Origin of the sequence: Marinomonas transparens (genome assembly GCF_016463975.1) — a bacterium.
Classification (GTDB): domain Bacteria; phylum Pseudomonadota; class Gammaproteobacteria; order Pseudomonadales; family Marinomonadaceae; genus Marinomonas; species Marinomonas transparens.
Genome location: NZ_JAEMNX010000003.1, coordinates 145995 through 167642, shown reverse-complemented (window position 1 = coordinate 167642; position 21648 = coordinate 145995). Strand labels below are relative to the sequence as shown.

The 21648-nt window shown below is 49.8% G+C and carries 24 protein-coding genes and 4 pseudogenes; 14 read left to right on the top strand and 14 right to left on the bottom strand.

The features are described from left to right. Window positions 1–36: 36 nt before the first annotated feature. Window positions 37–336, top strand: coding sequence for a hypothetical protein (locus I8J31_RS05475; RefSeq protein ID WP_199467273.1), 300 nt, complete (start codon window positions 37–39; stop codon window positions 334–336). Between the two features lie 309 nt (window positions 337–645). On the opposite strand, the gene I8J31_RS21180 is transcribed toward I8J31_RS05475, so the two are convergent. Both I8J31_RS21180 and I8J31_RS05470 read right to left on the bottom strand, forming a co-directional pair. Then, window positions 646–795 carry a type 2 periplasmic-binding domain-containing protein gene (locus I8J31_RS21180; protein ID WP_369122882.1) on the bottom strand — a complete coding sequence of 50 codons (150 nt, stop codon included), beginning with the start codon at window positions 793–795 and terminating at the stop codon, window positions 646–648. Between the two features lie 7 nt (window positions 796–802). Then, entirely contained in the window at window positions 803–1141 is a 339-nt protein-coding gene (locus I8J31_RS05470; RefSeq protein ID WP_199467272.1) for a LysR substrate-binding domain-containing protein, read from the bottom strand. A gap of 79 nt (window positions 1142–1220) precedes the next feature. Between I8J31_RS05470 and I8J31_RS05465 the strand changes: the two genes are divergently transcribed. Next, a protein-coding gene (locus I8J31_RS05465; protein WP_233402604.1) for an IS5 family transposase occupies window positions 1221–2184 on the top strand; the annotation gives its coding sequence in 2 pieces (ribosomal slippage) (window positions 1221–1685 and window positions 1687–2184; 963 coding nt in all). Window positions 2185–2301: 117 nt separating this feature from the next. On the opposite strand, the gene I8J31_RS05460 is transcribed toward I8J31_RS05465, so the two are convergent. Next, window positions 2302–2574: a LysE family translocator gene (locus tag I8J31_RS05460; RefSeq protein WP_199467271.1), complete on the bottom strand. Its 273-nt coding sequence runs from the start codon at window positions 2572–2574 to the stop codon at window positions 2302–2304. A 55-nt stretch (window positions 2575–2629) separates the two neighbouring features. Here I8J31_RS05460 and I8J31_RS05455 point away from each other — a divergent pair, with 55 nt between their 5' ends. Continuing rightward, window positions 2630–3091: an ArdC-like ssDNA-binding domain-containing protein gene (locus tag I8J31_RS05455; RefSeq protein ID WP_199467440.1), complete on the top strand. Its 462-nt coding sequence runs from the start codon at window positions 2630–2632 to the stop codon at window positions 3089–3091. Here the strand turns inward: I8J31_RS05455 and I8J31_RS20835 are convergent. The 4 genes and pseudogenes from I8J31_RS20835 to I8J31_RS05435 form a co-directional block, all read right to left on the bottom strand. Continuing rightward, entirely contained in the window at window positions 3070–3567 is a 498-nt protein-coding gene (locus I8J31_RS20835) for a hypothetical protein (RefSeq protein WP_233402623.1), read from the bottom strand. The two genes, I8J31_RS05455 and I8J31_RS20835, sit on opposite strands and share 22 nt — an antisense overlap. A gap of 73 nt (window positions 3568–3640) precedes the next feature. Continuing rightward, window positions 3641–4234, bottom strand: a pseudogene (locus I8J31_RS05445) (aldehyde dehydrogenase family protein); the annotation flags it as partial. 167 nt (window positions 4235–4401) lie between these two features. Beyond that, a complete protein-coding gene (locus tag I8J31_RS05440) occupies window positions 4402–5217 on the bottom strand; it encodes an NAD-dependent epimerase/dehydratase family protein (protein ID WP_199467269.1) in 816 nt (271 codons plus the stop codon). Further along, the gene (locus I8J31_RS05435) at window positions 5214–5666 is read right to left on the bottom strand and encodes a MarR family winged helix-turn-helix transcriptional regulator (protein ID WP_199467268.1); all 453 of its coding nucleotides are present in this window, start codon (window positions 5664–5666) and stop codon (window positions 5214–5216) included. The genes I8J31_RS05440 and I8J31_RS05435 overlap by 4 nt, the downstream gene beginning before the upstream one ends. 365 nt (window positions 5667–6031) lie before the next feature. On the opposite strand from I8J31_RS05435, the pseudogene I8J31_RS05430 reads away from it, so the two are divergent. Together I8J31_RS05430 and I8J31_RS05425 are read left to right on the top strand one after the other, a co-directional pair. Beyond that, window positions 6032–6805 (top strand): annotated as a pseudogene (locus I8J31_RS05430) (SDR family NAD(P)-dependent oxidoreductase). A 157-nt stretch (window positions 6806–6962) separates the two neighbouring features. Continuing rightward, window positions 6963–7538 carry an AraC family transcriptional regulator gene (locus tag I8J31_RS05425; RefSeq protein ID WP_199467267.1) on the top strand — a complete coding sequence of 192 codons (576 nt, stop codon included), beginning with the start codon at window positions 6963–6965 and terminating at the stop codon, window positions 7536–7538. Between the two features lie 474 nt (window positions 7539–8012). Here I8J31_RS05425 and I8J31_RS05420 read toward each other — a convergent pair whose 3' ends face one another. After that, window positions 8013–8633 (bottom strand): LysR substrate-binding domain-containing protein, encoded by a 621-nt coding sequence (locus I8J31_RS05420; protein WP_199467438.1) that lies wholly within the window; start codon window positions 8631–8633, stop codon window positions 8013–8015. Window positions 8634–8671: 38 nt separating this feature from the next. Here I8J31_RS05420 and I8J31_RS20830 point away from each other — a divergent pair. Then, window positions 8672–9045: pseudogene (locus I8J31_RS20830) on the top strand (integrase core domain-containing protein); the annotation flags it as partial. Between the two features lie 178 nt (window positions 9046–9223). Here the strand turns inward: I8J31_RS20830 and I8J31_RS05410 are convergent. From I8J31_RS05410 to I8J31_RS05400, 3 genes are all read right to left on the bottom strand, one after another. Continuing rightward, complete coding sequence (locus I8J31_RS05410; protein WP_199467266.1) at window positions 9224–9703, bottom strand: DUF1097 domain-containing protein; 480 nt, start codon at window positions 9701–9703, stop codon at window positions 9224–9226. Between the two features lie 382 nt (window positions 9704–10085). Further along, window positions 10086–10988, bottom strand: coding sequence for an SDR family oxidoreductase (locus tag I8J31_RS05405; protein ID WP_199467265.1), 903 nt, complete (start codon window positions 10986–10988; stop codon window positions 10086–10088). A gap of 10 nt (window positions 10989–10998) precedes the next feature. Further along, window positions 10999–11736, bottom strand: a complete 738-nt coding sequence (locus I8J31_RS05400; RefSeq protein WP_199467264.1) for an SDR family oxidoreductase — start codon at window positions 11734–11736, stop codon at window positions 10999–11001. Window positions 11737–11853: 117 nt separating this feature from the next. On the opposite strand from I8J31_RS05400, the gene I8J31_RS05395 reads away from it, so the two are divergent. After that, entirely contained in the window at window positions 11854–12732 is an 879-nt protein-coding gene (locus I8J31_RS05395) for a LysR family transcriptional regulator (protein WP_199467263.1), read from the top strand. A 375-nt stretch (window positions 12733–13107) separates the two neighbouring features. On the opposite strand, the pseudogene I8J31_RS05390 reads toward I8J31_RS05395, so the two are convergent. Beyond that, window positions 13108–13505 (bottom strand): annotated as a pseudogene (locus I8J31_RS05390) (transposase); the annotation flags it as partial. Window positions 13506–13748: 243 nt separating this feature from the next. Between I8J31_RS05390 and mobH the strand changes: the two are divergent. The 4 genes from mobH to I8J31_RS05365 all read left to right on the top strand — a co-directional run bounded on the left by mobH (window position 13749) and on the right by I8J31_RS05365 (window position 18960). Then, window positions 13749–15899, top strand: coding sequence for a MobH family relaxase (mobH, locus tag I8J31_RS05380; protein ID WP_199467262.1), 2151 nt, complete (start codon window positions 13749–13751; stop codon window positions 15897–15899). A gap of 69 nt (window positions 15900–15968) precedes the next feature. Further along, a complete protein-coding gene (gene traD, locus I8J31_RS05375) occupies window positions 15969–17768 on the top strand; it encodes a conjugative transfer system coupling protein TraD (protein ID WP_438941487.1) in 1800 nt (599 codons plus the stop codon). 9 nt (window positions 17769–17777) lie between these two features. Beyond that, the gene (locus I8J31_RS05370) at window positions 17778–18338 is read left to right on the top strand and encodes a conjugative transfer protein (RefSeq protein ID WP_199467260.1); all 561 of its coding nucleotides are present in this window, start codon (window positions 17778–17780) and stop codon (window positions 18336–18338) included. Then, the gene (locus I8J31_RS05365) at window positions 18325–18960 is read left to right on the top strand and encodes an IncC plasmid conjugative DNA transfer DtrJ family protein (protein WP_199467259.1); all 636 of its coding nucleotides are present in this window, start codon (window positions 18325–18327) and stop codon (window positions 18958–18960) included. The genes I8J31_RS05370 and I8J31_RS05365 overlap by 14 nt, the downstream gene beginning before the upstream one ends. Window positions 18961–18986: 26 nt before the next feature. On the opposite strand, the gene I8J31_RS05360 is transcribed toward I8J31_RS05365, so the two are convergent. Both I8J31_RS05360 and I8J31_RS05355 read right to left on the bottom strand, forming a co-directional pair. Further along, a complete protein-coding gene (locus I8J31_RS05360) occupies window positions 18987–19574 on the bottom strand; it encodes a plasmid-related protein (RefSeq protein WP_199467258.1) in 588 nt (195 codons plus the stop codon). A gap of 13 nt (window positions 19575–19587) precedes the next feature. After that, a complete protein-coding gene (locus I8J31_RS05355; RefSeq protein ID WP_065870892.1) occupies window positions 19588–19827 on the bottom strand; it encodes a hypothetical protein in 240 nt (79 codons plus the stop codon). A gap of 35 nt (window positions 19828–19862) precedes the next feature. On the opposite strand from I8J31_RS05355, the gene traL reads away from it, so the two are divergent. The 3 genes from traL to I8J31_RS05340 are packed head-to-tail and all read left to right on the top strand — an operon-like array spanning window position 19863 to window position 21647. Next, a complete protein-coding gene (traL, locus tag I8J31_RS05350) occupies window positions 19863–20144 on the top strand; it encodes a type IV conjugative transfer system protein TraL (RefSeq protein ID WP_000433889.1) in 282 nt (93 codons plus the stop codon). Beyond that, a complete protein-coding gene (locus I8J31_RS05345) occupies window positions 20141–20767 on the top strand; it encodes a TraE/TraK family type IV conjugative transfer system protein (protein WP_199467257.1) in 627 nt (208 codons plus the stop codon). Before traL ends, I8J31_RS05345 begins: the two co-directional genes overlap by 4 nt. Continuing rightward, the gene (locus tag I8J31_RS05340; protein WP_369122881.1) at window positions 20748–21647 is read left to right on the top strand and encodes a TraK domain-containing protein; all 900 of its coding nucleotides are present in this window, start codon (window positions 20748–20750) and stop codon (window positions 21645–21647) included. Before I8J31_RS05345 ends, I8J31_RS05340 begins: the two co-directional genes overlap by 20 nt. Window position 21648 lies beyond the last annotated feature (1 nt).

The following is a 21648-nucleotide window of genomic DNA, read 5'->3' as shown; positions in this document are numbered from 1 at the left end:
TGAACTCATGGTTTAACCAACAAGAGGAATCTTTCCATGTACCAAGACACCTACATTGAATACTGGGGCGAAATCTTCGTCTCTGCCCGCATCATTGAATTTGGCATCACGTTCGAGCGCTTTCTTAAAGATCCATGGAAGCATTTGATGTCCTGTGGCCAAGAGTCTGCACCGGACGCGATTGCTGAAGGGATGCTGCCATTGCTACCAGCCCAGGCTGAAGTTGCTAGGCGCATTCGGGAGAGTGAGCAACGAGCCCTGATGTCTAAAGAGACGGATAAAGGTGTATCTCATCGCGGTAACATCGTGGTGCCGCTGGTTCGGGTAGCGCATTAATAGCGGCTATCAGCGATGACACGAAACAATGTCTTCACGCCCATACCTGAGCGGCAATTGCAATCCAGATCAAAAAGTTGCCGCTTAGTCTTCCCTACAAAATAATTTGTGATAGATAGGATGATACCTAATAAAATTAATTAGGTTGAAGCCTCTTGTGGGAGAGTAATAAAGTCTCATACTAGTTGCAACCTAATTGAGCGAGAGTCCGTCCCTCACCATCGTTAAAGCGGTGGTGAGCTATGATCTCACTTCGAGGACTTATTCGAATCTTCTCTTGTAAAAGTGAATATTGGATTTTTTGGTTTATTAATAACGGTCTAAAATAAAATCTAAAAACACTCTTACACATGGGGCATGTTTTTTTTGAGGTTCATAACAAACGTAAAAGCCTGGAAAAGTCCCGCACCATTTATCTAATAGCGGAACAAGGGCACCTGTTGCTATATAGTCTTTCACTGTGTCTTCAACACAAAACGCGATTCCGATACCCTAATGCTGCCTTGAGTGCTGCATTTCTGTCGTTAACGATAAAAGAACCATTAATATTAATCGCAAACCAGAGACCATTAGCATAAAATTCCCATTTATATGGATGAATTGCCTCAGGCCATCGCCAAAGAATACAGTTGTGTTCCAAGAGGTCTTTTGGTTGATTTGGTTTGGTGTACTTTACTAAATATCTCGGCGATGCAACAGCAATCTGACGTAACTCACCACTGAGTTTTACTGCGACCATATCTTTTTCAATGACTTCTCCAATTCGTATCCCAACATCAAAGCCGTTCTGTATGAAGTCTTCCACTTTATCATCTAGGGAAGATGCGAATAAATCCCCCGATGTGAGATCATAGCAGTACAGTAAATCACAGCGTTTAACGTCTATGAGTCACCAGTTAACCTGTGCCGATAGCGAGTTTTCCAGCAAACGCCGCCAGACCCGTAAAGAAATTTTCTTATCCCGGATGGACAATCTGTTGCCGTGGACTCAATTGCTGGGATTGATTGACCCCTTTTATCCCAAAGCAGGCAATGACAGACGCCCGTATGCGCTTGCGACCATGTTTCGCATTCATTGTATGCAGCAATGGTATAGCCTTGGTGATGAAGCAATGGAAGATGCGTTATATGAAATTGCTTCGATGCATCAGTTTGCACAACTTTCACTGGATAAAGCGATTCCAGACCGCACCACCATTATGAACTTCCGGCACTTGCTGGAAAAGCACAAGTGGACTCGCCAATTATTCAAAACGGTCAACCAATGGCTGACGGACTGCGGTGTGATGATGACGCAAGGAACCTTGGTGGATGCCACGATTATTGAAGCGCCAAGCTCCACAAAAAACAAAAAAGAATGAACGTGACCCGGAGATGCATCAGACCAAGAAAGATAACGAGTGGCACTTCGGCATGAAAGCTCATATTGGTGTGGATGCCAAGAGCGGTCTGACTCATACGCTGGTGACCACCGCCGCTTACGAGCATGACCTGAACCAGTTGCACAACGAAGAAGAATTCGCTTCGGGCGATGCCAGTTATCAGGGGGCAGAAAAACGGGAAGAGTTGCAATATGCGAATGTGGACTGGCTGAATGCCGAACGCCCCGGTAAAGTCCGGGCATTGAAAAAACATCCCCGTAAAAACAAAACTGCCATCAACATCGAATACTTAAAAGCCAGCATCAGGGCGAAACATCCGTTTCGGATCATCAAATGTCAGTTTGGCTTTATCAAAGCACGTTATAAAGGGCTGATGAAATATGATTCACAGTTAGCCATGCTATTCACCTTGGCGAACCTGTTTAAAGTAGACCAAATGCTACGACGACAGCCAGGATCTGTCTGAAATCCGGGAATAACCCTGCATAGGGTCGGATTCCGACCGAAATCGGCCGCAAAGTGGTCAAAATTGGAAATTTAGTGTTCAAAAATCAAGCGGGTAGATCTAAGCTTCACTCGATACCTAAATTGTAGGACTTATTCGCAGTTTCCTTAGATAAGCTGCACCTAGATATTTTAAAGCATCGAATGCAGTCGCAGATGTAGTCAGTATAACTCCGAGGCTTGTAGCGGAAGCAGCCGCCACGATAAACGTTCCAGGTGCTATTCCCGCAATGCCGTAAATTGCTTCCTTAGTACCATATTTTACGGTGTTCGAGACAGTCAAAATAACACCATGTTCAGGGCCGAGTACTGCTATACAAGCTCTTGTCAAAAATGCAATGTAGTTAGTCATCCATATGATCCTTAGATTAAGAAATTGTTAAAACTTTTCTGATTTCGCCGTTTTAATCGCCCAGTTTGGTATTTCATCACAGAAAATTTCAGCATCAACATCCTTTGAGAGTTTTGAGTCTAACGCCTCCACCGGCCGGACCTATTCCGGCATCAATATCCTGCTGCTCTGGGGCGCCATCATCGAGTGTGGCATCTCCGGCGAGAGCGGGCTGACCTTCCGCCAGGCGCTCTTTCTCGAGGGAATGTACGCATGGGTGAGCACGGCACCACCGTCGTCTATTCCGACCGCTTCGTGCCGGAAGAGGAAAAGCGCCATGCGGGGTGCATGTCAAACTAATTGCTGTGTACGCAAGCGCGCCGTGCTCCAAGGCGCTCCTATTCCCAGCATTGAGACGCTCTGGGATTTCTGGGGGGCGCCTCTTGGAGGGTGGGAAGGATTTCCGCCAGACGGCAGACGAATCGTTATCCAACGTTCTCAGCGGTTTCTGTGGCGTCAGTTCCCACTTGCGGGCTGAATCACATAGCGCGATTGACGCGAGCGTCCCCATACTTTGGCGATGTCGCTGAGCGGCACTACTTCGTGAGGCGATGCAAATCCCGCTTCCAGTGCCGCAGGCAGAAGCTCTTTGGCAGCAGACACATAGTCGTGCGCAGGAACCGAGCCGATGCCGGACCCCATGAGGATGAGTCCGGAACTTTGCAGTCCGTACCCGGCGATGGGCACCGCCGCACCTCCGATCGTTCCCAGAACGACGTAGCTGCACCGCTGTCTGTCTGCAGGAAATCCGCTGCTGGCTGTTGCCGCCGCAAGAATGCGCTCGGCAATTGGCCCCCAAACGAAGTCCAGCACGATGTCGACGCAGTCATCGAATGCCTTTTTCAGACACTCTGTCCGCATCCGGCGCATCAAGTGCGATGTGGCTTTCGGCTGTGACTCCTTCGAGTTTGTCGATGGAGCGTGCGACTGCAATGGTGCGCCCGGCTGCGCCATTGGCGCCCATGACCAGGACGGTCTGCCCGGCCAGCATGGGGACACTGCGGGTCAACGCGACCCACTGTGCGCCCTCTACACCGAGTTCGACCCCCATTTCGGACTGTTTGGCACCCCGTAGCAATATCGTGGGGTTAATCGCACAGTGCTGGTTGACCCAAACAGTCCCTGTGTCGATGCGCTTTGCGAGGTCAAAGGCTCGTTCGATGTCTTACGACAAGATCGTTCCGGCAAGTCCGTAGATTATATCATTCGCCCGGGCGACGAGGTCATCAAGATCGTCGTATTTCAGAACGGGAAAAGCTGGCCCGAACTGTTCTTCGCGCACCTGAGGTGCGTCGTCGGGCAAGTCGCGAGCGATCGCAGGCGCAACAAAACGTCCAGTGCGCTCTAGGGCCTCTCCGCCAGCGACGATGGTTCCTCTTGCCTTCGAATCCTCGATGAGCTCCAAAACTTTAAAGTACTGATCCTTGCTCTGTATCGGCCCGACCTGGGTGCCTGGTTCAGCGCCATCCCCGACAATCGTCATCTTGGCAAGGCGCGCCATTTCAGCGCAGAATTCATCACACATGGCGGCGGGCACGGGCACATCGGCGGTCTCGCTCCGCCAGGGAGAGGACAGGGCTATCGAAACTGCTGCTTTCGCCAAGCGGGGAGAAAATGACATGATGTACCTCGCAGATGACGGCTGTTCACGGACGAGCGACTTAGTGCCGTGACAACGTGAATCGTCACGAACGCGAGCAGCCGATAATTTTTTTGAAGGAAAAACACAACTTTCCGCTGACGGGCCGCCAGACGACGGCTAAGTCTTAGTAAGCAGTGTCGATAGCTTTACAGAGCGCCTTCTTGCGCGGCCTGCGTGGTCGTCCGTACTTCGGGCCGGAACCCCAGGTCTCGCGCCAACGAGCCGTCCAGAACGCCGGACCATGGGTTTTTCAGCGGCGTTTCGACGGTGTCCATCGGCGAGCCTGCCAATGCGCTCAATTCGAAAATCGTCATGGGCGCTTCATCCACGGTGTTGACGATCCGCTTGTCCATTGCGCCGTTCAGCGCCATGCGAATGCAGGTGGCGATGTCACGATGATGGATCATGCTCAGCCGGTTGGCAGGATGCAACTTGAGCAGCTGTGCGATGTGTGGAATCTGCGCGATATGCCCGTCATCATCGCCATAGACGAAGCCGAAGCGCAGGATTGACCAGTTGAGGCCGCTGTCACGCACCAGCTTCTCAGCTTCCACCTTGCTCGCCGGGTAATCCCGCGTGGGGGCGATGTCGTCATCCTCGCGGGAGGGACGCCGGGCATCGTGATTATAAACGAGACCCGTACTTGCCATGACGAACAGCGCGTCAGGAGCGCTCTTCTTCGCGGCCTCAATCAGATTGCGCGTGCCCTTGACATTGGCCTTCCAGATGTCTTCCGGGTTTTCAGTTCGCAGAACTGCCGCCAGATGAACGATCGCCTCGACACCGTCGAGTGCGGCGGGCAGGGAGGCTGGGTCGAGAATGTCGCCCTTGACGGCGGTCACTCCCTGGGGAACGGGCTTGTCGCCTCGTACCAGCGCGCGGCAGTCGATGCCGGATGCCACGAGGCGGGGAAGAAGGCGGGTGCCGACAAGGCCGGTTGCTCCGGTTACAAGAATTGTCATTTTTGAACTCCTTGAAAAACATGGTTATTGAGACGCTCGGTCGCAGTCCGAAGCACGGTGATGACGGTCTCGAGGGTAGACTCGTCGACACCTTCGAATGCGATATTCAAGATCATGGAAATTGGATCAGGCAGTTCGGCCCACAGTTCTTCGCCGGCCTTAGTCAAGCTCAAGAGACGCTGCCGTCGATCGCTTGCGTCGGCCTCTTGCGTCACGAAGCCCTTGCGGACGAGTGCTGCGATTACATCGCTGAGTGCAGGTCTTTCGATCTGCAAAATCTGCGGGAATTCTCGCTGCAGCGTGGGACCACAATTTGCTAGCTGATAGAGCACATACCACTGAGTCGATCCCAGATCATAGGGACGCAGAATACGTTCAATCATGGCCCTGCTGGCAAGGTGATAGTGTTTCGCCCAAGCGCCTGCGGATGTGTGGTTAGAATTTGCCAAACTAGTCCTCCTTTGTTTCGCTACCAAACGAATAATATACGGTACCGAACTAAATATCAAGGGAAGGCTTGGAGCCGCCAAAGCTGGTTCGTCGGAAAGGCAAAATCCCGCGATTGTCCATGATGTGGCCTGAGGGACCTGGTAGGTATCCTGAAGAATATCGTCGCCGATCTTTCGCTCCGGAAAGCGGTTAGGGTCCCCGGCAAAGCTCGCACCTTACAATTTATGGTGTTCGTTTGCCGGTTCTCATTTACACTGAACTGACAAAAAAGCAGCATTGGGCAAGAAAATACATTTTTTAGGTATTCTCACTCCGTCCCTACAGGTGTAAAAAGACAAGAAACTTATCAACTGGAGACAAAGAGATGGCGGAACAGATTTATACCACCAGAGAACGGAAAATTGCCCTTGTGACTGGCGGCGGACGAGGCCTTGGCCGCAGCACCGCACTCATCCTTGCTAGGCGCGGCATCTCCTCGGTGATCACCTACAAGTCCAACAAAGACGAAGCCGAGAAGGTCGCGGAGTTGATCCGTTAGGCCGGTGCGGCTGTACTTCGACTGGATACCGGGGAAAGCGCCAGTTTTGACGGCTTCGTCGAGGCGGTGAAGGTCGCGTTGACGGAGCTCGGCGCGGACCGCTTCGATTTTCTTATTAACAACGCCGGCAATTCCAGCGGGATGAGCTTCCTCAATGCCACAGAGGAGGCCTTCGACGAGCTCTACAGGATCCATGTTAAGGGCGTTTTCTTCCTCAGTCAGAAGCTCGTGCCGTTGATGAACGACGGCGATCGCATCGTGATGATCTCCTCCGGGCTGACGCGTGTCGTGATGAATAACCGTGCGGCATACGCGACGGTAAAGGGGGCGGTCGAAACGTTGACCAAGTACACGGCCTTCGAACTCGGTGGTCGGGGGATCGCGGTGAACTGCATCGCTCCCGGCGCGATCGCCACTGACTTCAGTGGTGGCGCGGTTCGCGACAATCCAGACGTCGCGAAGGCGATCGGTGACATGACTGCTCTTGGCCGGCCCGGGTTGCCGGACGATATCGGCATGATGGTGGCTGCGCTTGTCAGCGAAGACAATCGCTGGGTCAATGCTCAGCGTATCGAAGTCTCCGGCGGGATGAGGATCTGAACGCTCCTCGTCGGGACACTCCCACACGGGTGAGAATTGGTGGAAGTTGCTACGATCAAGGAGTGGCAGTCCGCCTTGGAAAGAGGATTGAACGATGAAGGATCTTGCAGAAGCGATTGCTGACTGAACCGGGTTGATGCCCGGCCCCAATCCGTGGATGACAGCGATCGATGGGCTCATCCTTCTTCGGTCCGACCACGCAAAACCACCCAGTCACATCATTTCGCGCCCAGCCCTTTGTGTCGTCGCGCAGGGGGCTAAATGGACAAGTTTCCGAGAAGAGCGGCATGGCTATCGCGCGGGTGAAGCCTTAATCGTCACGGTCGAGATGCCCTCCGTCGGCCGCGTTGTCGAAGCTTCTCCCGATCAGCCCTTTCTCGGCGCAGTGATCGAATTCGACCTCGAAATCTTAAGTGGATTACTCGAGGAAATGGGTGCTCTGGCACCGGAACAGATTCGCGGGGACCAGCAAGGTGCCTTCGTGATCGAAATGGACCGCGATGTCACAGATTGCGTCCTGCGCATGGTGCGACTGCTTTCCGATCCGAAGGCAATCCCGATATTGTCACCGATGCTGAAGCGGGAACTTGGCTACCGGCTGCTGACAAGCCCCAGCGGCAGTGCACTGATACAGATGGCTTTTGACAACGGCCATCCCGGCCAGATCCTGCGCTCTATCGGTCTACTGCGCGATCGCTTCTCGAGCCCGCTTCGCATCGCCGACCTCGCTTAAGAGAATCGCTACTAAAGCCTGAAAGCACTAAGTGGATCCGGATTCGGCGGTCTGACGCTTCGAGTCTCTTGAGGCGATACAATCGCCAAATGTCTACAATAACTTTCGCGACGCTCGTGTGTCATGGCGAAAAGTGATAACTTTTTTTTGCGGTATTAAAGATGAGGGGGGCCCTCGGTTTCGGTAGCCAGAATGGGGTCCTTCGGTTTTTGCCCGGCAGATTGCAAAATCCTCTGCAGGTCACGTATGACGGGACCTACATAAGGGAATTAAACTGCTGGTAATGGCCGATAACCAATAATCGGTGCCATCAACTCCTCCAGGTCCGGAAGATCGCCAACCTGCTCCAACGTGTATGTGCCTTTGAAATTGATATTTTCCCAAACTACCGGCGACGGCGTAAGCGTTAAGTGGGATTACCAGGTGCTTACTTACGAACTGTCGTCTATTTATATTTGAAATTATATAAGTCGCTTATAAACGCTGAGCTTTTACTACGTCAAGAAAGGCCCTGAGGCTTCGAAACATATGACGATACTGGGGAAAATACACATGAAGCCCCGGTTCTTCAGGGCACCAATCATCCAATATAACGGTTAACGTACCTGAAGCTATTTGAGCTTTAGCTAAGCTTTCCGGGACGAAAGCAATTCCCAACCCTTGTACAGCGGCCTTAACCATCAGGTTATTATTGTCCAGTGAAATATCGCCTGATACGTCGATTGTCACAGATCCCCCATGCTTGGAAAACTCCCAATGATAGCGCTTGCCACTTGGGAGACGTTGCCGAATACAGTGGTGCTTATGAAGTTCATTTGGCGTTGTTGGGGACGGGTATTGCTTTAAGTATTGAGGTAAGGCCACCGCGATAAAGCGAACTTTGGGACCCATAGGTAGAGCGATCATATCTTTGGGTACAAAGTCTTTGAGACGAATGCCTGCGTCAAACCCGTGTTCAACGATATCACTCAATTTGCCGTCTGAGACAAGGTCTAATTTAATACCCGGATACAGATCTTTTAATGGAGGAACAATAGAGTTCAGTACATACTCTATTGCCGACTCACTCCCATTTATGCGAACCTCACCAAACAGGTGCTCTTCATCGTTACCACTATCAAGCAGTAACTGTTGAACTTAGCAATGAAATGAAAGCGACGGATGTTGTAAAGGCTTTAGATATGGCGATAAGAACACGTCGGTATGGTTGCTCGTGTATCCATCATTCAGATCGCGGGCTTCAATATTTCTCAGGTGTTTATCAAGATAGATTTAAAAAAGCACAATCAAGCAATGAATAACGGATGGTTATGACTGTTTTCAGAATGCGTTAGCAGAAAGAGTAAACGGCATCCTTAAACAAGAATTTTTACTTTATGAGTGTAAGGATATCGTTGAGCTTGAGCAGTTAGTAAAGGAATCAATCAACATCTATAACAATATGAGACCACACCTTAGCCTTGGGATGAGAACCCCGAATGAGCTGCATGAAAAAGCCAACTGCTAACGCAGTTGGCTTAGTGTAAAACTGTCAACGTATTTTAGGACGACACACAACAAGTACAAAGGTTCCTATAGCCACCTTGATATGTAATTTCTTGACCAACACATAGGTTCTGTGGAGGATATTGCTGCCGCTGTGGCTTTTCTCGTTAGTCCACAACCCTTTGTGTCTACATTGCATCCTAGACAGGTGCTTTTACACTCATATGCTTTTGGAGCACACCAGTACAAAATGCCGCGACGACGCCTAATGCGGTTGGCAATATCAACGACACTGTAGCGGAAACTCCTAGTGGCAAATACGCGGCAAAGAACGTGATTAAACCCAGAAAGTAAGCCGGGATATTGTTCAAAACCGGCACCCCACGTAATGATACCACCACCGTAGCCACCACAAAAACCACCGGACTAATCGCCCAGAACCCCGCTTTTGGCGCTAACAGGCCGATACAAATGCCTGCAACATTGCCAAGCACTAAGCCTATCGCCAGACAACCGAATGTTGCCGCCGCACCTGACAAAGAACTTTTGCCGAAGAAAAAGGCCACCCACCCTATAAACATGGCCCATACCGGCCAGCCAAGACCATTGGAAACTGTTGCCGCGATGGTTGCCATAATTGCAGCAACCGCACTGATTAATATGTATTTTCCATCAAACATTACTTTTACCTTCTCTGTAGAATTATTCGCTCATTGGTCAGCTATTTCTTTACCACTGCAGTCCCGTTTCACAGCCAATACATGATGGCCAGAGCCAGGCAAACCGGAGGGAGAAACACTTGTGGGAACACCAACGCCTCTTCGTAAAGCGAGTAGCCTGCGGTGACTACACCTATCCACAGGTTCCAGCCCGAAATACCGAACCACACAGGAATAAATAACTTGAGCATTTTTGCGCTAGGGAATGGCGTCATGTGCCATAACCACCCGAATGACAGGAACACCCCCAGCAGTATCACGCCGCAAACCAAGACGAGTATTGTGTGCATTTTTCACCTCAATGGCGGCTGTCATGATGTCGCAATCACGGCAGCCTGAAAGGTCATGGCTTTGTGCTTGGTACCAGCAAATCAGCCAGTCCTACGCGATGTAGCATCTCTGCTCTGACTCGATCCAGCACCGCAAATCCGATGTCTGCGCCATCTTGCGTAGGGTCGAAATGAATGCGAAACGGTTTGCTGCCGAAAGGTTGCGATACGGCATCGACAATCATGTCGGCAACCGGTGCCGGATCTGCATCATCAGGCACAATCTCAGCAAAAGACGATTTCACCACCTCACCAAAGTTGGCGTAAGGGCCATTCTCGTATTCAGCAACCCGCTGCACATCCTGCGGTTGACCGGCATGGGCGAAGTGATTTGTCCCCTTAGTAAACGCACCGGGCACAACGATAGTGGTTTCAATTCCCCAGCGACTCAGCTCCCTTGCATACTGCACGGCCAAAGAATCCATCGCTGCTTTGGCGGCAAAATAAGGCGCCAGATAGGGTGGCGTGCCACCGGCCGAACTGGAGCTGGAAATCCAGATAAGATAGCCTTCCCCACGTTTACGCATAAAGGGTAATGCCGCCCGGTTCAGTCGTTGCGTGCCCAACACGTTAACATCATACTGCTGGGCAAATTGCTCAGGTGTGAACGCTTCGGCTGGTCCAAACATCATGTGACCAGCATTGTGTACGATGATATCAATCGCTCCGCGTTCATTGATGACCGTGTTGACTGCCTGCGAGACGGAATTCTCCGACTGAACATCCAGTTCCAACGGCGTAATGGTGATCCCTTCGTCACGGCTCAGCGCGCTGAGTTGCCGGGCGTTGTCAGCATTTTTACCTTCTACATCACGCATTGACGCGTAAACGTGGTGCCCCGCCCGGGCAAGCGCGACTGAAATTAGACGGCCAAATCCACTGGATGAGCCTGTTACGATAACGGATTTCTTTGACATAACCTTCTCCTTAAATAACACCGCCGTTTGCTCTGATCACCTGACCATTTATCCAACCACTGTCGGTACTCGCCAGCATGGAAACCACTGCCGCAATATCTTCGGGTGTACCCAGTCGTTCCAGCGGATTCATTTTCGCCATGCGCTCAATCAGTTCGTCCGACTTCCCTTTTAAAAATAGGTCTGTTGCCGTGGGGCCAGGGGCGATGACATTCACCGTAATTTCCTTACCGCGCATCTCTTTCGCCATAATGGCTGTGAGTGTTTCAACGGCCGCTTTGGTAGCCGCATATACACCATAGTTTTCGAGTTTCAACCCTACTACCGAGGTGGAAAAGTTGATCACCCGACCGCCGTGGTTTAGCCGTGTTGATGCTTCACGCAGGGTATTGATAGTGCCTTTCAGATTGATATCGATTTGTCTGTCAACGTGTTGTTCATCAGCTTTCGCCAGCGGCTGCAGATCCATGATGCCGGCGTTATTAACAAGAACATCGATACTGCCAAATACGTTTTCAACCTGGTCAAACATCGCCCGCACGGCGTTCGCATCAGATACATCAGCCTGATGTGCTATCGCCTGACCGCCAGCCTCGGTGATCCGGGTGACGACCTGTTCAGCCGCACTTTTATTTCCCGCATAATTGACAACAACGGTAAAACCGTCCTTGGCCAAGCGAAGAGCAATACTGGCGCCGATTCCTCTGGACGCGCCAGTCACTAATGCCACTTTATTACGTTCTGTCATACATCCTCCTAAGGATTGTTAATCGTTTCGTTGGTGACTGATGACTAAGGTAACAATTTTTTTTTTACGGATAATCAGCTAATATTCGATAACTGAATCCGAAAAAGACGAACAATAATGGACAGAATAGAGGCGATGCGGGTGTTTACCCGCGTACTTGAAAGACAAAGTTTTACGCTGGCCGCCGAGGATTTAAATATCCCCCGCTCAACGGTTACTGATGTCGTAAAGCGGCTTGAGCAAAGGATTGGCGTTGTATTGCTTGAAAGAACCACCCGGCAGGTTAACCCCACCATTGATGGTGACGCCTTTTACAAACGCTGCTTGTCGATCATTCAGGAAGTTGAAGATGCAGAAACCGCCTTTTCTGGTGCAAAGCCTAAAGGCGCGTTGCGCGTAGATGTTCATGGCACGCTGGCACGCCATTTTTTACTGCCGAAACTTCCTCAATTCCTGGCTGACTATCCTGAAATTGAGATGTTCATGAGTGAAGGCGATAAACTTTCAGACGCGGTAAAGGAAGGTATCGACTGTGTTATACGCGTCGGCGCGATAAAGTCAGTAGATCTCATCGCACGCCAAATTGGTTTGTTGGAAGAGATTACCGTCGCTTCGCCTGAGTATTTGCAAACCCATGGCACCCCCATGCGTTTGAACGACCTAGAAAATCACAAGATGATTGGCTTTCGGGCCACGGGCAGTAGTGTGGCCATGCCGCTGGAATTTGCTTCAGATGGAAGCCTCATCAATTATTCTGCCCCCGTTTCACTCATGGTAAATTCCGCGGAAACGCTGGTTACTGCAGCACGTCAGGGCTTGGGAATAATACAGGTGCCGCGCTACCATGTGGAGCAAAGTCTTCGCGATGGTTCATTGGTGGCAATACTTGAGTGTTACCCGCCGGAACCCAGCCCTGTTTCCGTACTTTATCCACGTAACAGACAATATTCAGCTAGGGTTAAAGTCTTTTTAGAGTGGCTTTCAACGGTCTTCTGAATAGACTGCGAATAAGTCCCCCGGTCATGAGGCAATCCATTCCGAACCAGGTTAACTCTTATAGGGGAGGGGCACAAAACCCCATATAGGTTCGCTTATGGCCGAAGCCGGGCTAAAATTAACTGGCTCCCTAAATATTTTCAACTTAGATCATGCTCGTTCCTTTTTTGAACTAATTAAACATTGATAAACCCCCAGCTCAGCTGGGGTGACTCGCATAGGTTTGACCGTGACAACGGTAGGGATACTACGAACAAGTTAGATGATTTTGATCTGGCTTGCTCCGCATCCAACCATTATTAAAAAGTACCAATTAGCCGCAGTTTTCCGCTATTACGCTGCTTTAAGCAGCTAAATACCCGTCATTTGGACGGACTATCCCCGCGCAGACCGTATCATCTGATCCACTCGTAACAAATTTCCAAGTGCAAACAGCACCGCGAGCTTATTGTCATTTTTAGTCAGGCCTTTGTAGACGGCTTTGCGGAACCCAAACTGACATTTCAAAATTCTAAACGGATGCTCAACTTTCGCTCTGATACTCGCCTTTAAGTATTCCGTTCGGATCAGCTGCTTATTGAGACGGGGATGCTTTTTCCAAGCACGTATCTTGCTAGGCATCTCCGCCACTAACCAATCGACTTTCTTATCCTTGGTCTCTGTGCGCTTTTCTACACCATGGTAGCCCGAGTCCGCCGATACAAATGATTCGTTACCATGAAGAAGTTTTGGCAACTGGTTTAGATCGTATCATTGGCTGATGTGGTGGTGAAGCTGTGTACGACTAGATGCCCGTATAGCCAAGTTAGCTATTCACTCAGCAAGTACCGCAGCGTTATTTCTAATTGAAACATGGCAACTAAAGTATCCATCAAAAGAACTCGTAAAACATTGACCGCAGGTTGTTAGCCTCTTGGTGGCCTGAAAATGATATGGCAGTTTGATGCAAGATTCTTGAAGCTATCGAACTAAACAACTCTGTTTAAACCTTCACACTATCGTGTCGGAGGTTCACTGTGTTCAAAAACCTATTTTTTCAAACCAAAGTACTACCAGAGCTGTCATCGCAACTGGATACAGAAATTCCGCGCTATCCGCCATTTCTGAAGGGGTTGCCAGCTGCCTCACCTGAAGATTTGCAGTCCACACAAGACGAGCTAATTGCCAAACTGCGCCAGGTACTTGGCTTTAACCAGCCTGATTTTCAACGGTTGATTCAGCCCTGTATTGACCATCTGGCTGCTTATGTCCACTTGCTGCCAGCTTCTGAGCATCACCACCACAGTGGTGCGGGTGGTTTATTACGTCATTCTTTGGAAGTTGCTTTCTGGGCGGCACAGGCAGCTGAAGGGATCATCTTTGTTGCCAGTGGCACACCGGTTGAGAAAAAAGAGCTGGAACCAAGATGGCGTGTTGCAGCGGCTCTTGGCGGTTTGTTCCATGATATTGGTAAGCCTGTTTCAGACTTGTCCATCACAGACGAAGATGGACGCTATCAGTGGAACCCTTTTTTAGAAACACTATCCCAGTGGACCTCTAATAACAGCATTGAACGCTATTTCATTCGCTGGCGCGACGGACGGTGTAAGCGGCACGAGCAATTCTCAATTCTGGTGTTAAACCGGCTGATGACACCTGAGTTGCTCGCCTGGTTAACCCAACCTGGCCCTGAGATTTTGCAAGCCATGCTGGAGGCAATTGGCAATACCGATCCCGAGCATGTCCTGTCTAAACTGGTTATTGAAGCTGACCAAACCAGTGTCCAGCGAGACCTGAAAGCGCAACGAATTTCCGCTGACGACAATGCCCTTGGTGTCCCTGTCGAACGCTATCTACTTGATGCTATGAGGCGATTGCTTGCCAGTTCGCAATGGCTGGTCAATCAGCGAGACGCCAGAGTCTGGGTACGAAAATCGAATCAATCAACCCATCTTTACCTGGTTTGGAAAAGTGCGGCTAAGGACATCATTGAGCTGTTGGCCAAAGACAAGATACCTGGCATTCCAAGAGATCCCGATACCCTTGCGGACATCCTCATTGAGCGAGGATTGGCCACTAAATCCGCCTCAAATGAGCGATATGAAAGCTTTGCCCCTGAAGTGCTGATCAAAGACGGCAAGCCAATCTGGCTACCCATGCTGCATATAGTTGAGGCCGATTTATTGTTCAGCTCGAATGTACCAAGTAGCGTGAGACTGTTTAACAAATCTGAGTGGGAAGCAACACAGCAAACACAAGCAGAGCCACAGAGTCGCTCCAGTGAGCATTCAGACTTGCCTGAAGCTTCATCATCAATCGAACATAGCAATTCGGCTGAGTCGCCATCGTCAAAATCGTCCGACCAAGATGATGAACTTCGTCTTGCCAGTGATGTTAATCACCTTCAGGCAACTGAAAATGCTCCAGGTGATGAATGCGAAAAGCCTAACAATTCATATGATGGCGCTATCTCAAATAACGTAAACCAGCACGATGCAGAAGCATTGAATCTGCCTGAATCTTTGGCGTGGCTCCAAGAGGCCAGCAGTGCGTTGATTATGGTTGGTGAACAGCTTCTGATCCGCTATCCCGATGCCGTAAGACCTTGGTGTGCACCCCGAAAACTGCTTGCTGAACTCAGTCGATTAGATTGGCTTGAATTAGATCCCGCAAACCCGACACGTAAGGCCAGAACTGTGACTACGAATGATGGCGTTCAGGAGCAAGGGTTACTGCTGAAAGTATCGATTTCTAAAGGGCTTACTGCACTGATTGACCTTCCCAAACAAGACGCAGAACCGGCGGCAGCAATTCAGAACGAAGAGGCTTCACAGCGTCCGAGTCGAACTAAGACAACCAATGCCCAAGCAAAAGAGCCTGCCACAAGAGCGGAGCGTAAGCAAAAGCCGATTGTGGCCAATGCGAACTCAAGTACAGACCCCAAACACGCGCAGCGGCAACAGATGGTTAGTTTTGTGAAAGATTTGCCCATCTTACTGACCGATGGCGATTACCCAGACGTGGATCATAGTGCCGATGGTATTCGCGTCACGATTCAAACCTTACGCCAAGTCGCCAATGAGCATGGCATTCCAGCCGGACAGCTGCTTCGGGGGATCTCGGCCAGTGACCAATGCCAGTTTGATGAGGGGGAAACGGTTCTGTTTACCGCTCACGCTAAACGTTAATCCATTTGAAGTTAAGCGGATTGTAAACGGTTATTTTGCGGAGCATGAATGAAAGAAAACGCATATGAGATGCCCTGGCGCACGAACTATGAAGCCATGGCAGCAGCAGGTTGGCTGGTTGGTGCAACTGGGGCATTTGCCGCAGAAATGCTGACTGAGCTACCACCTGAGCCATTTTGGTGGATGACAGGGATTTCCTCGGGCATGGCGTTGTACCGCCTTCCTGAGGCTTATCGCCTTTATAAGTTGCAGATGGGGCTAAAAGGCAAACCATTGGCATTTATGGAGCTGTCGCATTTGCAAAAGGTGATGGCAAAACATCCAGATGAATTGTGGTTAGGGTATGGCTTTGAGTGGGATCAACGTCATGCCCAGCGCGCTTATGAAATCCTAAAGCGGGATAAGCAAACCTTGCTTAACCAAGGTCATGGCAAACAAATGGGTTCGACCTGGATTCATGGTGTCGAGCCCAAAGAAGAAGATGTGTACCAGCCAGTTGGTCACACCGAGGGGCATACCTTAATTGTCGGTACGACCGGTGCCGGAAAAACCCGATGCTTTGATGCGATGATCACCCAGGCCATTTTGCGTAATGAAGCCGTGATTATTATTGACCCTAAGGGAGACAAGGAACTTAAGGATAATGCGCAGCGAGCCTGTATTGCCGCCGGTAGTCCTGAGCGCTTTGTGTATTTTCATCCGGGCTTTCCTGAGCATTCAGTACGACTTAATCCCCTGAGGAACTTTAACCGGGGCACTGAAATTGCCAGCCGAATTGCGGCCTTAATCCCATCCGAAACCGGTGCTGATCCATTTAAAGCCTTTGGCCAAATGGCACTGAATAACATCGTGCAAGGTTTGTTGCTTACGTCACAACGTCCTGATCTGAAGACTCTGAGACGATTCTTGGAAGGCGGCCCAGAAGGCTTGGTAGTAAAAGCTGTCACGGCTTGGGGTGAGCAGGTATATCCGAACTTTAGTGTGGAGATTAAGCGCTTTACCGAAAAGGCCAATACCTTGGCAAAACAAGCTATGGCGATGCTGCTTTTTTACTACGAACGCATTCAGCCCGTTGCCGCCAATACCGATTTGGAAGGCCTTTTGAGCATGTTTGAGCATGACAGAACCCACTATTCCAAGATGGTGGCCTCATTGATGCCGGTGCTCAATATGCTCACATCAAGTGAACTAGGTCCATTGCTATCACCGATTGCAAACGATGTGGATGACAGCCGGTTAATTACGGATTCTGGCCGTATTATCAACAATGCCCAAGTGGCGTATATCGGGTTGGATTCATTGACCGACGCCATGGTTGGCAGCGCCATTGGTTCGTTGCTTTTATCCGATCTCACCGCCGTGGCCGGTGACCGCTATAACTATGGTGTTGATAATCGTCCCGTAAATATTTTCATCGATGAGGCGGCTGAAGTCGTCAACGATCCCTTCATTCAACTGCTCAACAAAGGCCGTGGCGCAAAAATGCGTTGTGTGATTGCTACTCAGACCTTTGCTGACTTTGCAGCTCGTACAGGCAGTGAAGCTAAGGCTCGCCAGGTGTTAGGTAACATCAACAACTTGATAGCCCTTCGGGTGATGGACGCCGAAACGCAGCAGTACATTACCGACAATCTGCCTAAGACTCGGTTGCAGTATATCATGCAAACTCAAGGTATGTCGTCCAACTCGGACAGCCCCGCGTTGTTTACCGGCAATCATGGCGAACGCTTGATGGAGGAAGAAGGCGATATGTTTCCACCGCAGTTATTAGGCCAGCTTCCCAACCTGGAGTACATCGCCAAGCTTTCAGGTGGCCGCGTGATCAAAGGCCGCATTCCTATTTTAACAAGCTCTACACAGGCAGCATAAGGAGTCTGTATGCATCATTCAGTCTGTCTGAAAATGACAACACTTACCAGTAAAGAAATGCTCGCTCAGTGGCAGCAACATAACCCCCAGTTCAAGGAAGCCTTAAGACTGCTTGAAACCGACTGGCCTCATGCTTTGGCCTCGGTGTATTGCTTGGCGGACTATTTAACGGATGCGTTCACGTTAGATGGCCACTCCATCTTTGATTTGTGCCTTTGTAATGGCTTGGGCAGTTATGAAGAAGTCAGTTGTGATGATGACAGTGTACGACTGTGGCATTTCGTTGAGGCACTGACCTGGACTGCCGCCAGTGCTTTAACGGGGATTCGCCTGCGTGATCCTGACCATTTCGAGTGGGCCGCCGTGGATGGTGTGTATTTCTACTCCTGGATTCGTAATCGTCCAAATCGGATGGCGTATTTGGCTGAAGGACGCATCGATGTGCGTTATGTCAGTGGCCATACGACGACAAAGCGGCTTCAACAAGTGATTAAAGCCCGGATTATGACGCCAACCGTTGCAGCCATGCTGGCGCGAGTAGAAGAGGAAGTTTGGCATGAGCAAGCATAAGTCCGTTTGGCTGCTGTGTCTGGCACTGATGCTGGAGATTATTGCCATTGGCGTGTTAGTGCCTGGTGATTGGACTGGCCGGGTCATTAGTAAAGAGAAGCAGATGATCCAAAATCAATTGGGCGCACAAACAAGCTATTGGATTGGTCAAACTAGCCATCGCTGGTATCAGTCATGGATTGTGGATACACAGATGGAGCAATCTGTGCGTGATTTTCTAATCCCCACTGAAGAGCAGCGACTTCGTTCTAAAGGGATGGAGAACATGGGAGGCTTTTGGTTTGTGTGGGTAGAAGACCGCATTCAGGCATTTTTTGATGTGTTGTACCAAGTGTTCACTCGATTTGCTTTGCTGATGGTCTGGTTGCCCTTTGCGCTTATTCTCATGTTACCGGCGCTGTGGGACGGCTTGATGACCTGGAAGATTAAGAAGACAACCTTTGATTTTTCGAGCCCTATCATTCACCGCTACAGCATGATTATCCTGGGCTCAGGCGTCATTTTGCTGTTTATGGGATTGTTCGCCCCGCTGGCTATTCCACCGGTGGTGATACCGTCGCTGATCATCGGCTTGGCATTGATGGCAGGGTTGGCGTTAAGCCACTTGCAGAAGAAGATATGAGGCCTGTCAGGCCTCATCTTGTAGAGCTAAAACCTGACGCCTACGGTATTGCCGTTCTCGTCTTCAGCTGACAAATGGTAAGTATCAATAAGGTGACCTTGAAGCCAAATATATTGCGGCATCCAAAACGAGTACTGTCTTATAAGAGCCAATATTTCTTTCAGCGGTTTGTCTGCATGAGGTTCGGCAAGACGAAAGTACATGAGTGAACAATCATCTCGAAAATACTCATGAAGCTCTGAATCTGATAGCGTTTCTTTTAGCGGTCTGTTTTGTTCGTCGTCCTCATAAGGGGAATTGGCATAAATTTCAAATAGCTGCTTTTCAGTGAGCATCTCCAAGAAGTGGTCTTCAATTAAAACTCCATCACTGGTATCGACATCCATACCATCTTTGACATCAAAAGCCATGACACATCCTGAAGATAACGCCACTTCTGATGGCTTCAGTAAGTCATTAGCTTGTACAACTTGATGCCAATGATTAAAACCAACAGAGATTGCAATTTCATCGAGTGCTTGAGTGTGTGGAATAGATTTTTCACGTTTAAGCTTTCGTGCTTTTTGCTTTAAACGTTCAACCGTGGCAGAGGAAATGATTTTAGTAATTTGCATTGAGTTTCTCCTATTAGCGAATACGGTGCCCACTGCCGAGGTCGCAGAAAAAACCTAAGCAAAAAATAAATTTGATATGCATGTCGTCCCGTCCGGGTTTGCTAAAGTGGGCAGCTGGTCTCGACACGACCAATATCCCCATCATATCAACCGCATCAAAAAGATCAATTGTTAGTATTGTCTGAGTAGAACCCTCAAAACCTTCAAGAATTCGGCATCTAGCTGACCACTGAAGCTGCCAATCCCGAGGCATCCTTCACTTCTCAATTCAAACAACGAGGAGTGACTATGGAACCTGTAAATATTCCATCCTATATCGATGACCCGCCGCACTTCCTGCTTTGGAGTGCCGATGAGATGGCTCCCATTCTGTTGGGGCTAGTGATCGGCATTTTTACCGGTAATGCCTTGGTTTTATGCCTATTGGGGTTGGTGACAACCAAGCTCTATCGGCGTTTTCGTGATGGTCGCCCAGATGGTTTTATTCTTCACGCCATCTACTGGGCCGGACTGTTGCCAACCAAAGCCAAGACGATCCCTAATCCATTTATCAGGAGCTATCTGCCGTGAAGTTCGACGTGTTTTTAAAATCATGGCAAGGCACGCAATTAGAGAACCGATGGCAACGGTTTCTGATTGCGGTGCTGGTGCTATCTAATTTGCTGCTTGCGGTAGCGGCATTTTCTCGCAATACCGTAGTAGCTATTCAACCACCAACCTTGTCTGAAACGGCTGAAGTGTCACGAAACCAAGCCACTCAACCTTACCTTGAATCCTGGGGACTCTACCTAGCTGAGCTTATGGGCAACGTGACGCCGGGCAATGTGTCTTTCATCCGGGTTGCCATTGAGCCGCTACTTTCTCCAGCGGTGTACCAGCAAGTGGTCGATGCACTGGAGATTCAGGCAAGACAAATCCGCGAAGACCGAGTCACGCTCAAATTCCAACCCAGACAAGTGGAGTACGAGTATGAAACCGGCCATGTCTTTGTGACCGGTTATTCCTTGGTTTCTGGATCATCTGGAGATGAACAGCGCCAAACTCGCACCTATGAGTTTGACATCGATATTGAGCAATACCGTCCAAAACTTAGCTGGATGGATACGTATGAGGGGAAAGCTAGAACGAAGCGAGTTCGTGAAAAGTTGACCCAAGAGCAAAACCGGAGGGTGAATGATGCGAACCAAAATTAGTCGATGGATGACACCAAGCTTAATCGCAATGAGCTTGAGTGGCGTCCTGTTATCTCAAGCGTCGTATGCAGACGTGGAATTGCCGATTGTGCCAGCCAGTGTGATGAAGCAGTCTGCTACTGCAAATCCACCGGTTCAAACCAATACGGTTTCAACGGATGTGCCAACAACGCTACTGATGACACCGGGGGTTAATGAACTGATCCCTGTAGCTCTTGGTCATCTGAATCGGATTGTGACGCCGTTTGAATCGCCTCAGGTGAGAACAACCAGTGATGCTCAGACGCAAATCAAGGGGAATGTTGTATATGTAGCCACGGACAAAGAATCACCGGTTTCACTTTACATCACTCCGCCTGGTCAGGAAGCGCCCGCATTATCTGTCACCTTAGTACCTCGTCGTATTCCACCGCGTGAAATCACCTTAGCTATTGATGGTCAGCAGTGGCCTATTAAGGGCGTCGTGAACCGAAAAGCCGCCACTTGGGAAACGGCTCAGCCATACGTCGATAGCTTACGTGATTTACTCAGACGCCTTGCACTAAATGAGTTACCACAAGGCTATGACATCCGTTTGGCTGGCCAAACTGACACAAGCCCGAAATGTTTTCAGCCGGGCTTAAAGTTTGGTTTTAAGCAGGGGCAAATTGTGACGGGACATTACTTCACCGTCTATGTAGGACTGGTTGAAAGCTTTGCCGATGAGCCGATAGAAGCCAGTGAGATAGCCTGCAACGCACCAGATATAGTGGCAAGCGCCTACTGGCCTCGCAATATCTTGTTGCCGGGTGAAAAGACTGAGTTGTATGTGGTTGTTCGCAATCATCGTGAAGAAGCGGTGGAAAGTCAGCGACCTTCGCTTCTTGTGGGAGGTGAATAAC

Coding starts and splice junctions, on each gene's coding strand:
- I8J31_RS05475 (WP_199467273.1), top strand. CDS start 37: ATGTACCAAGACACCTACATTGAATACTGGGGCGAAATCTTCGTCTCT.
- I8J31_RS05460 (WP_199467271.1), bottom strand. CDS start 2,574: ATGACTAACTACATTGCATTTTTGACAAGAGCTTGTATAGCAGTACTC.
- I8J31_RS20835 (WP_233402623.1), bottom strand. CDS start 3,567: ATGGCGCAGCCGGGCGCACCATTGCAGTCGCACGCTCCATCGACAAAC.
- I8J31_RS05440 (WP_199467269.1), bottom strand. CDS start 5,217: ATGACAATTCTTGTAACCGGAGCAACCGGCCTTGTCGGCACCCGCCTT.
- I8J31_RS05425 (WP_199467267.1), top strand. CDS start 6,963: ATGACAGCGATCGATGGGCTCATCCTTCTTCGGTCCGACCACGCAAAA.
- I8J31_RS05410 (WP_199467266.1), bottom strand. CDS start 9,703: ATGTTTGATGGAAAATACATATTAATCAGTGCGGTTGCTGCAATTATG.
- I8J31_RS05405 (WP_199467265.1), bottom strand. CDS start 10,988: ATGTCAAAGAAATCCGTTATCGTAACAGGCTCATCCAGTGGATTTGGC.
- I8J31_RS05400 (WP_199467264.1), bottom strand. CDS start 11,736: ATGACAGAACGTAATAAAGTGGCATTAGTGACTGGCGCGTCCAGAGGA.
- I8J31_RS05395 (WP_199467263.1), top strand. CDS start 11,854: ATGGACAGAATAGAGGCGATGCGGGTGTTTACCCGCGTACTTGAAAGA.
- traD (WP_438941487.1), top strand. CDS start 15,969: ATGCCCTGGCGCACGAACTATGAAGCCATGGCAGCAGCAGGTTGGCTG.
- I8J31_RS05370 (WP_199467260.1), top strand. CDS start 17,778: ATGCATCATTCAGTCTGTCTGAAAATGACAACACTTACCAGTAAAGAA.
- I8J31_RS05365 (WP_199467259.1), top strand. CDS start 18,325: ATGAGCAAGCATAAGTCCGTTTGGCTGCTGTGTCTGGCACTGATGCTG.
- I8J31_RS05360 (WP_199467258.1), bottom strand. CDS start 19,574: ATGCAAATTACTAAAATCATTTCCTCTGCCACGGTTGAACGTTTAAAG.
- I8J31_RS05355 (WP_065870892.1), bottom strand. CDS start 19,827: ATGCCTCGGGATTGGCAGCTTCAGTGGTCAGCTAGATGCCGAATTCTT.
- traL (WP_000433889.1), top strand. CDS start 19,863: ATGGAACCTGTAAATATTCCATCCTATATCGATGACCCGCCGCACTTC.
- I8J31_RS05340 (WP_369122881.1), top strand. CDS start 20,748: ATGATGCGAACCAAAATTAGTCGATGGATGACACCAAGCTTAATCGCA.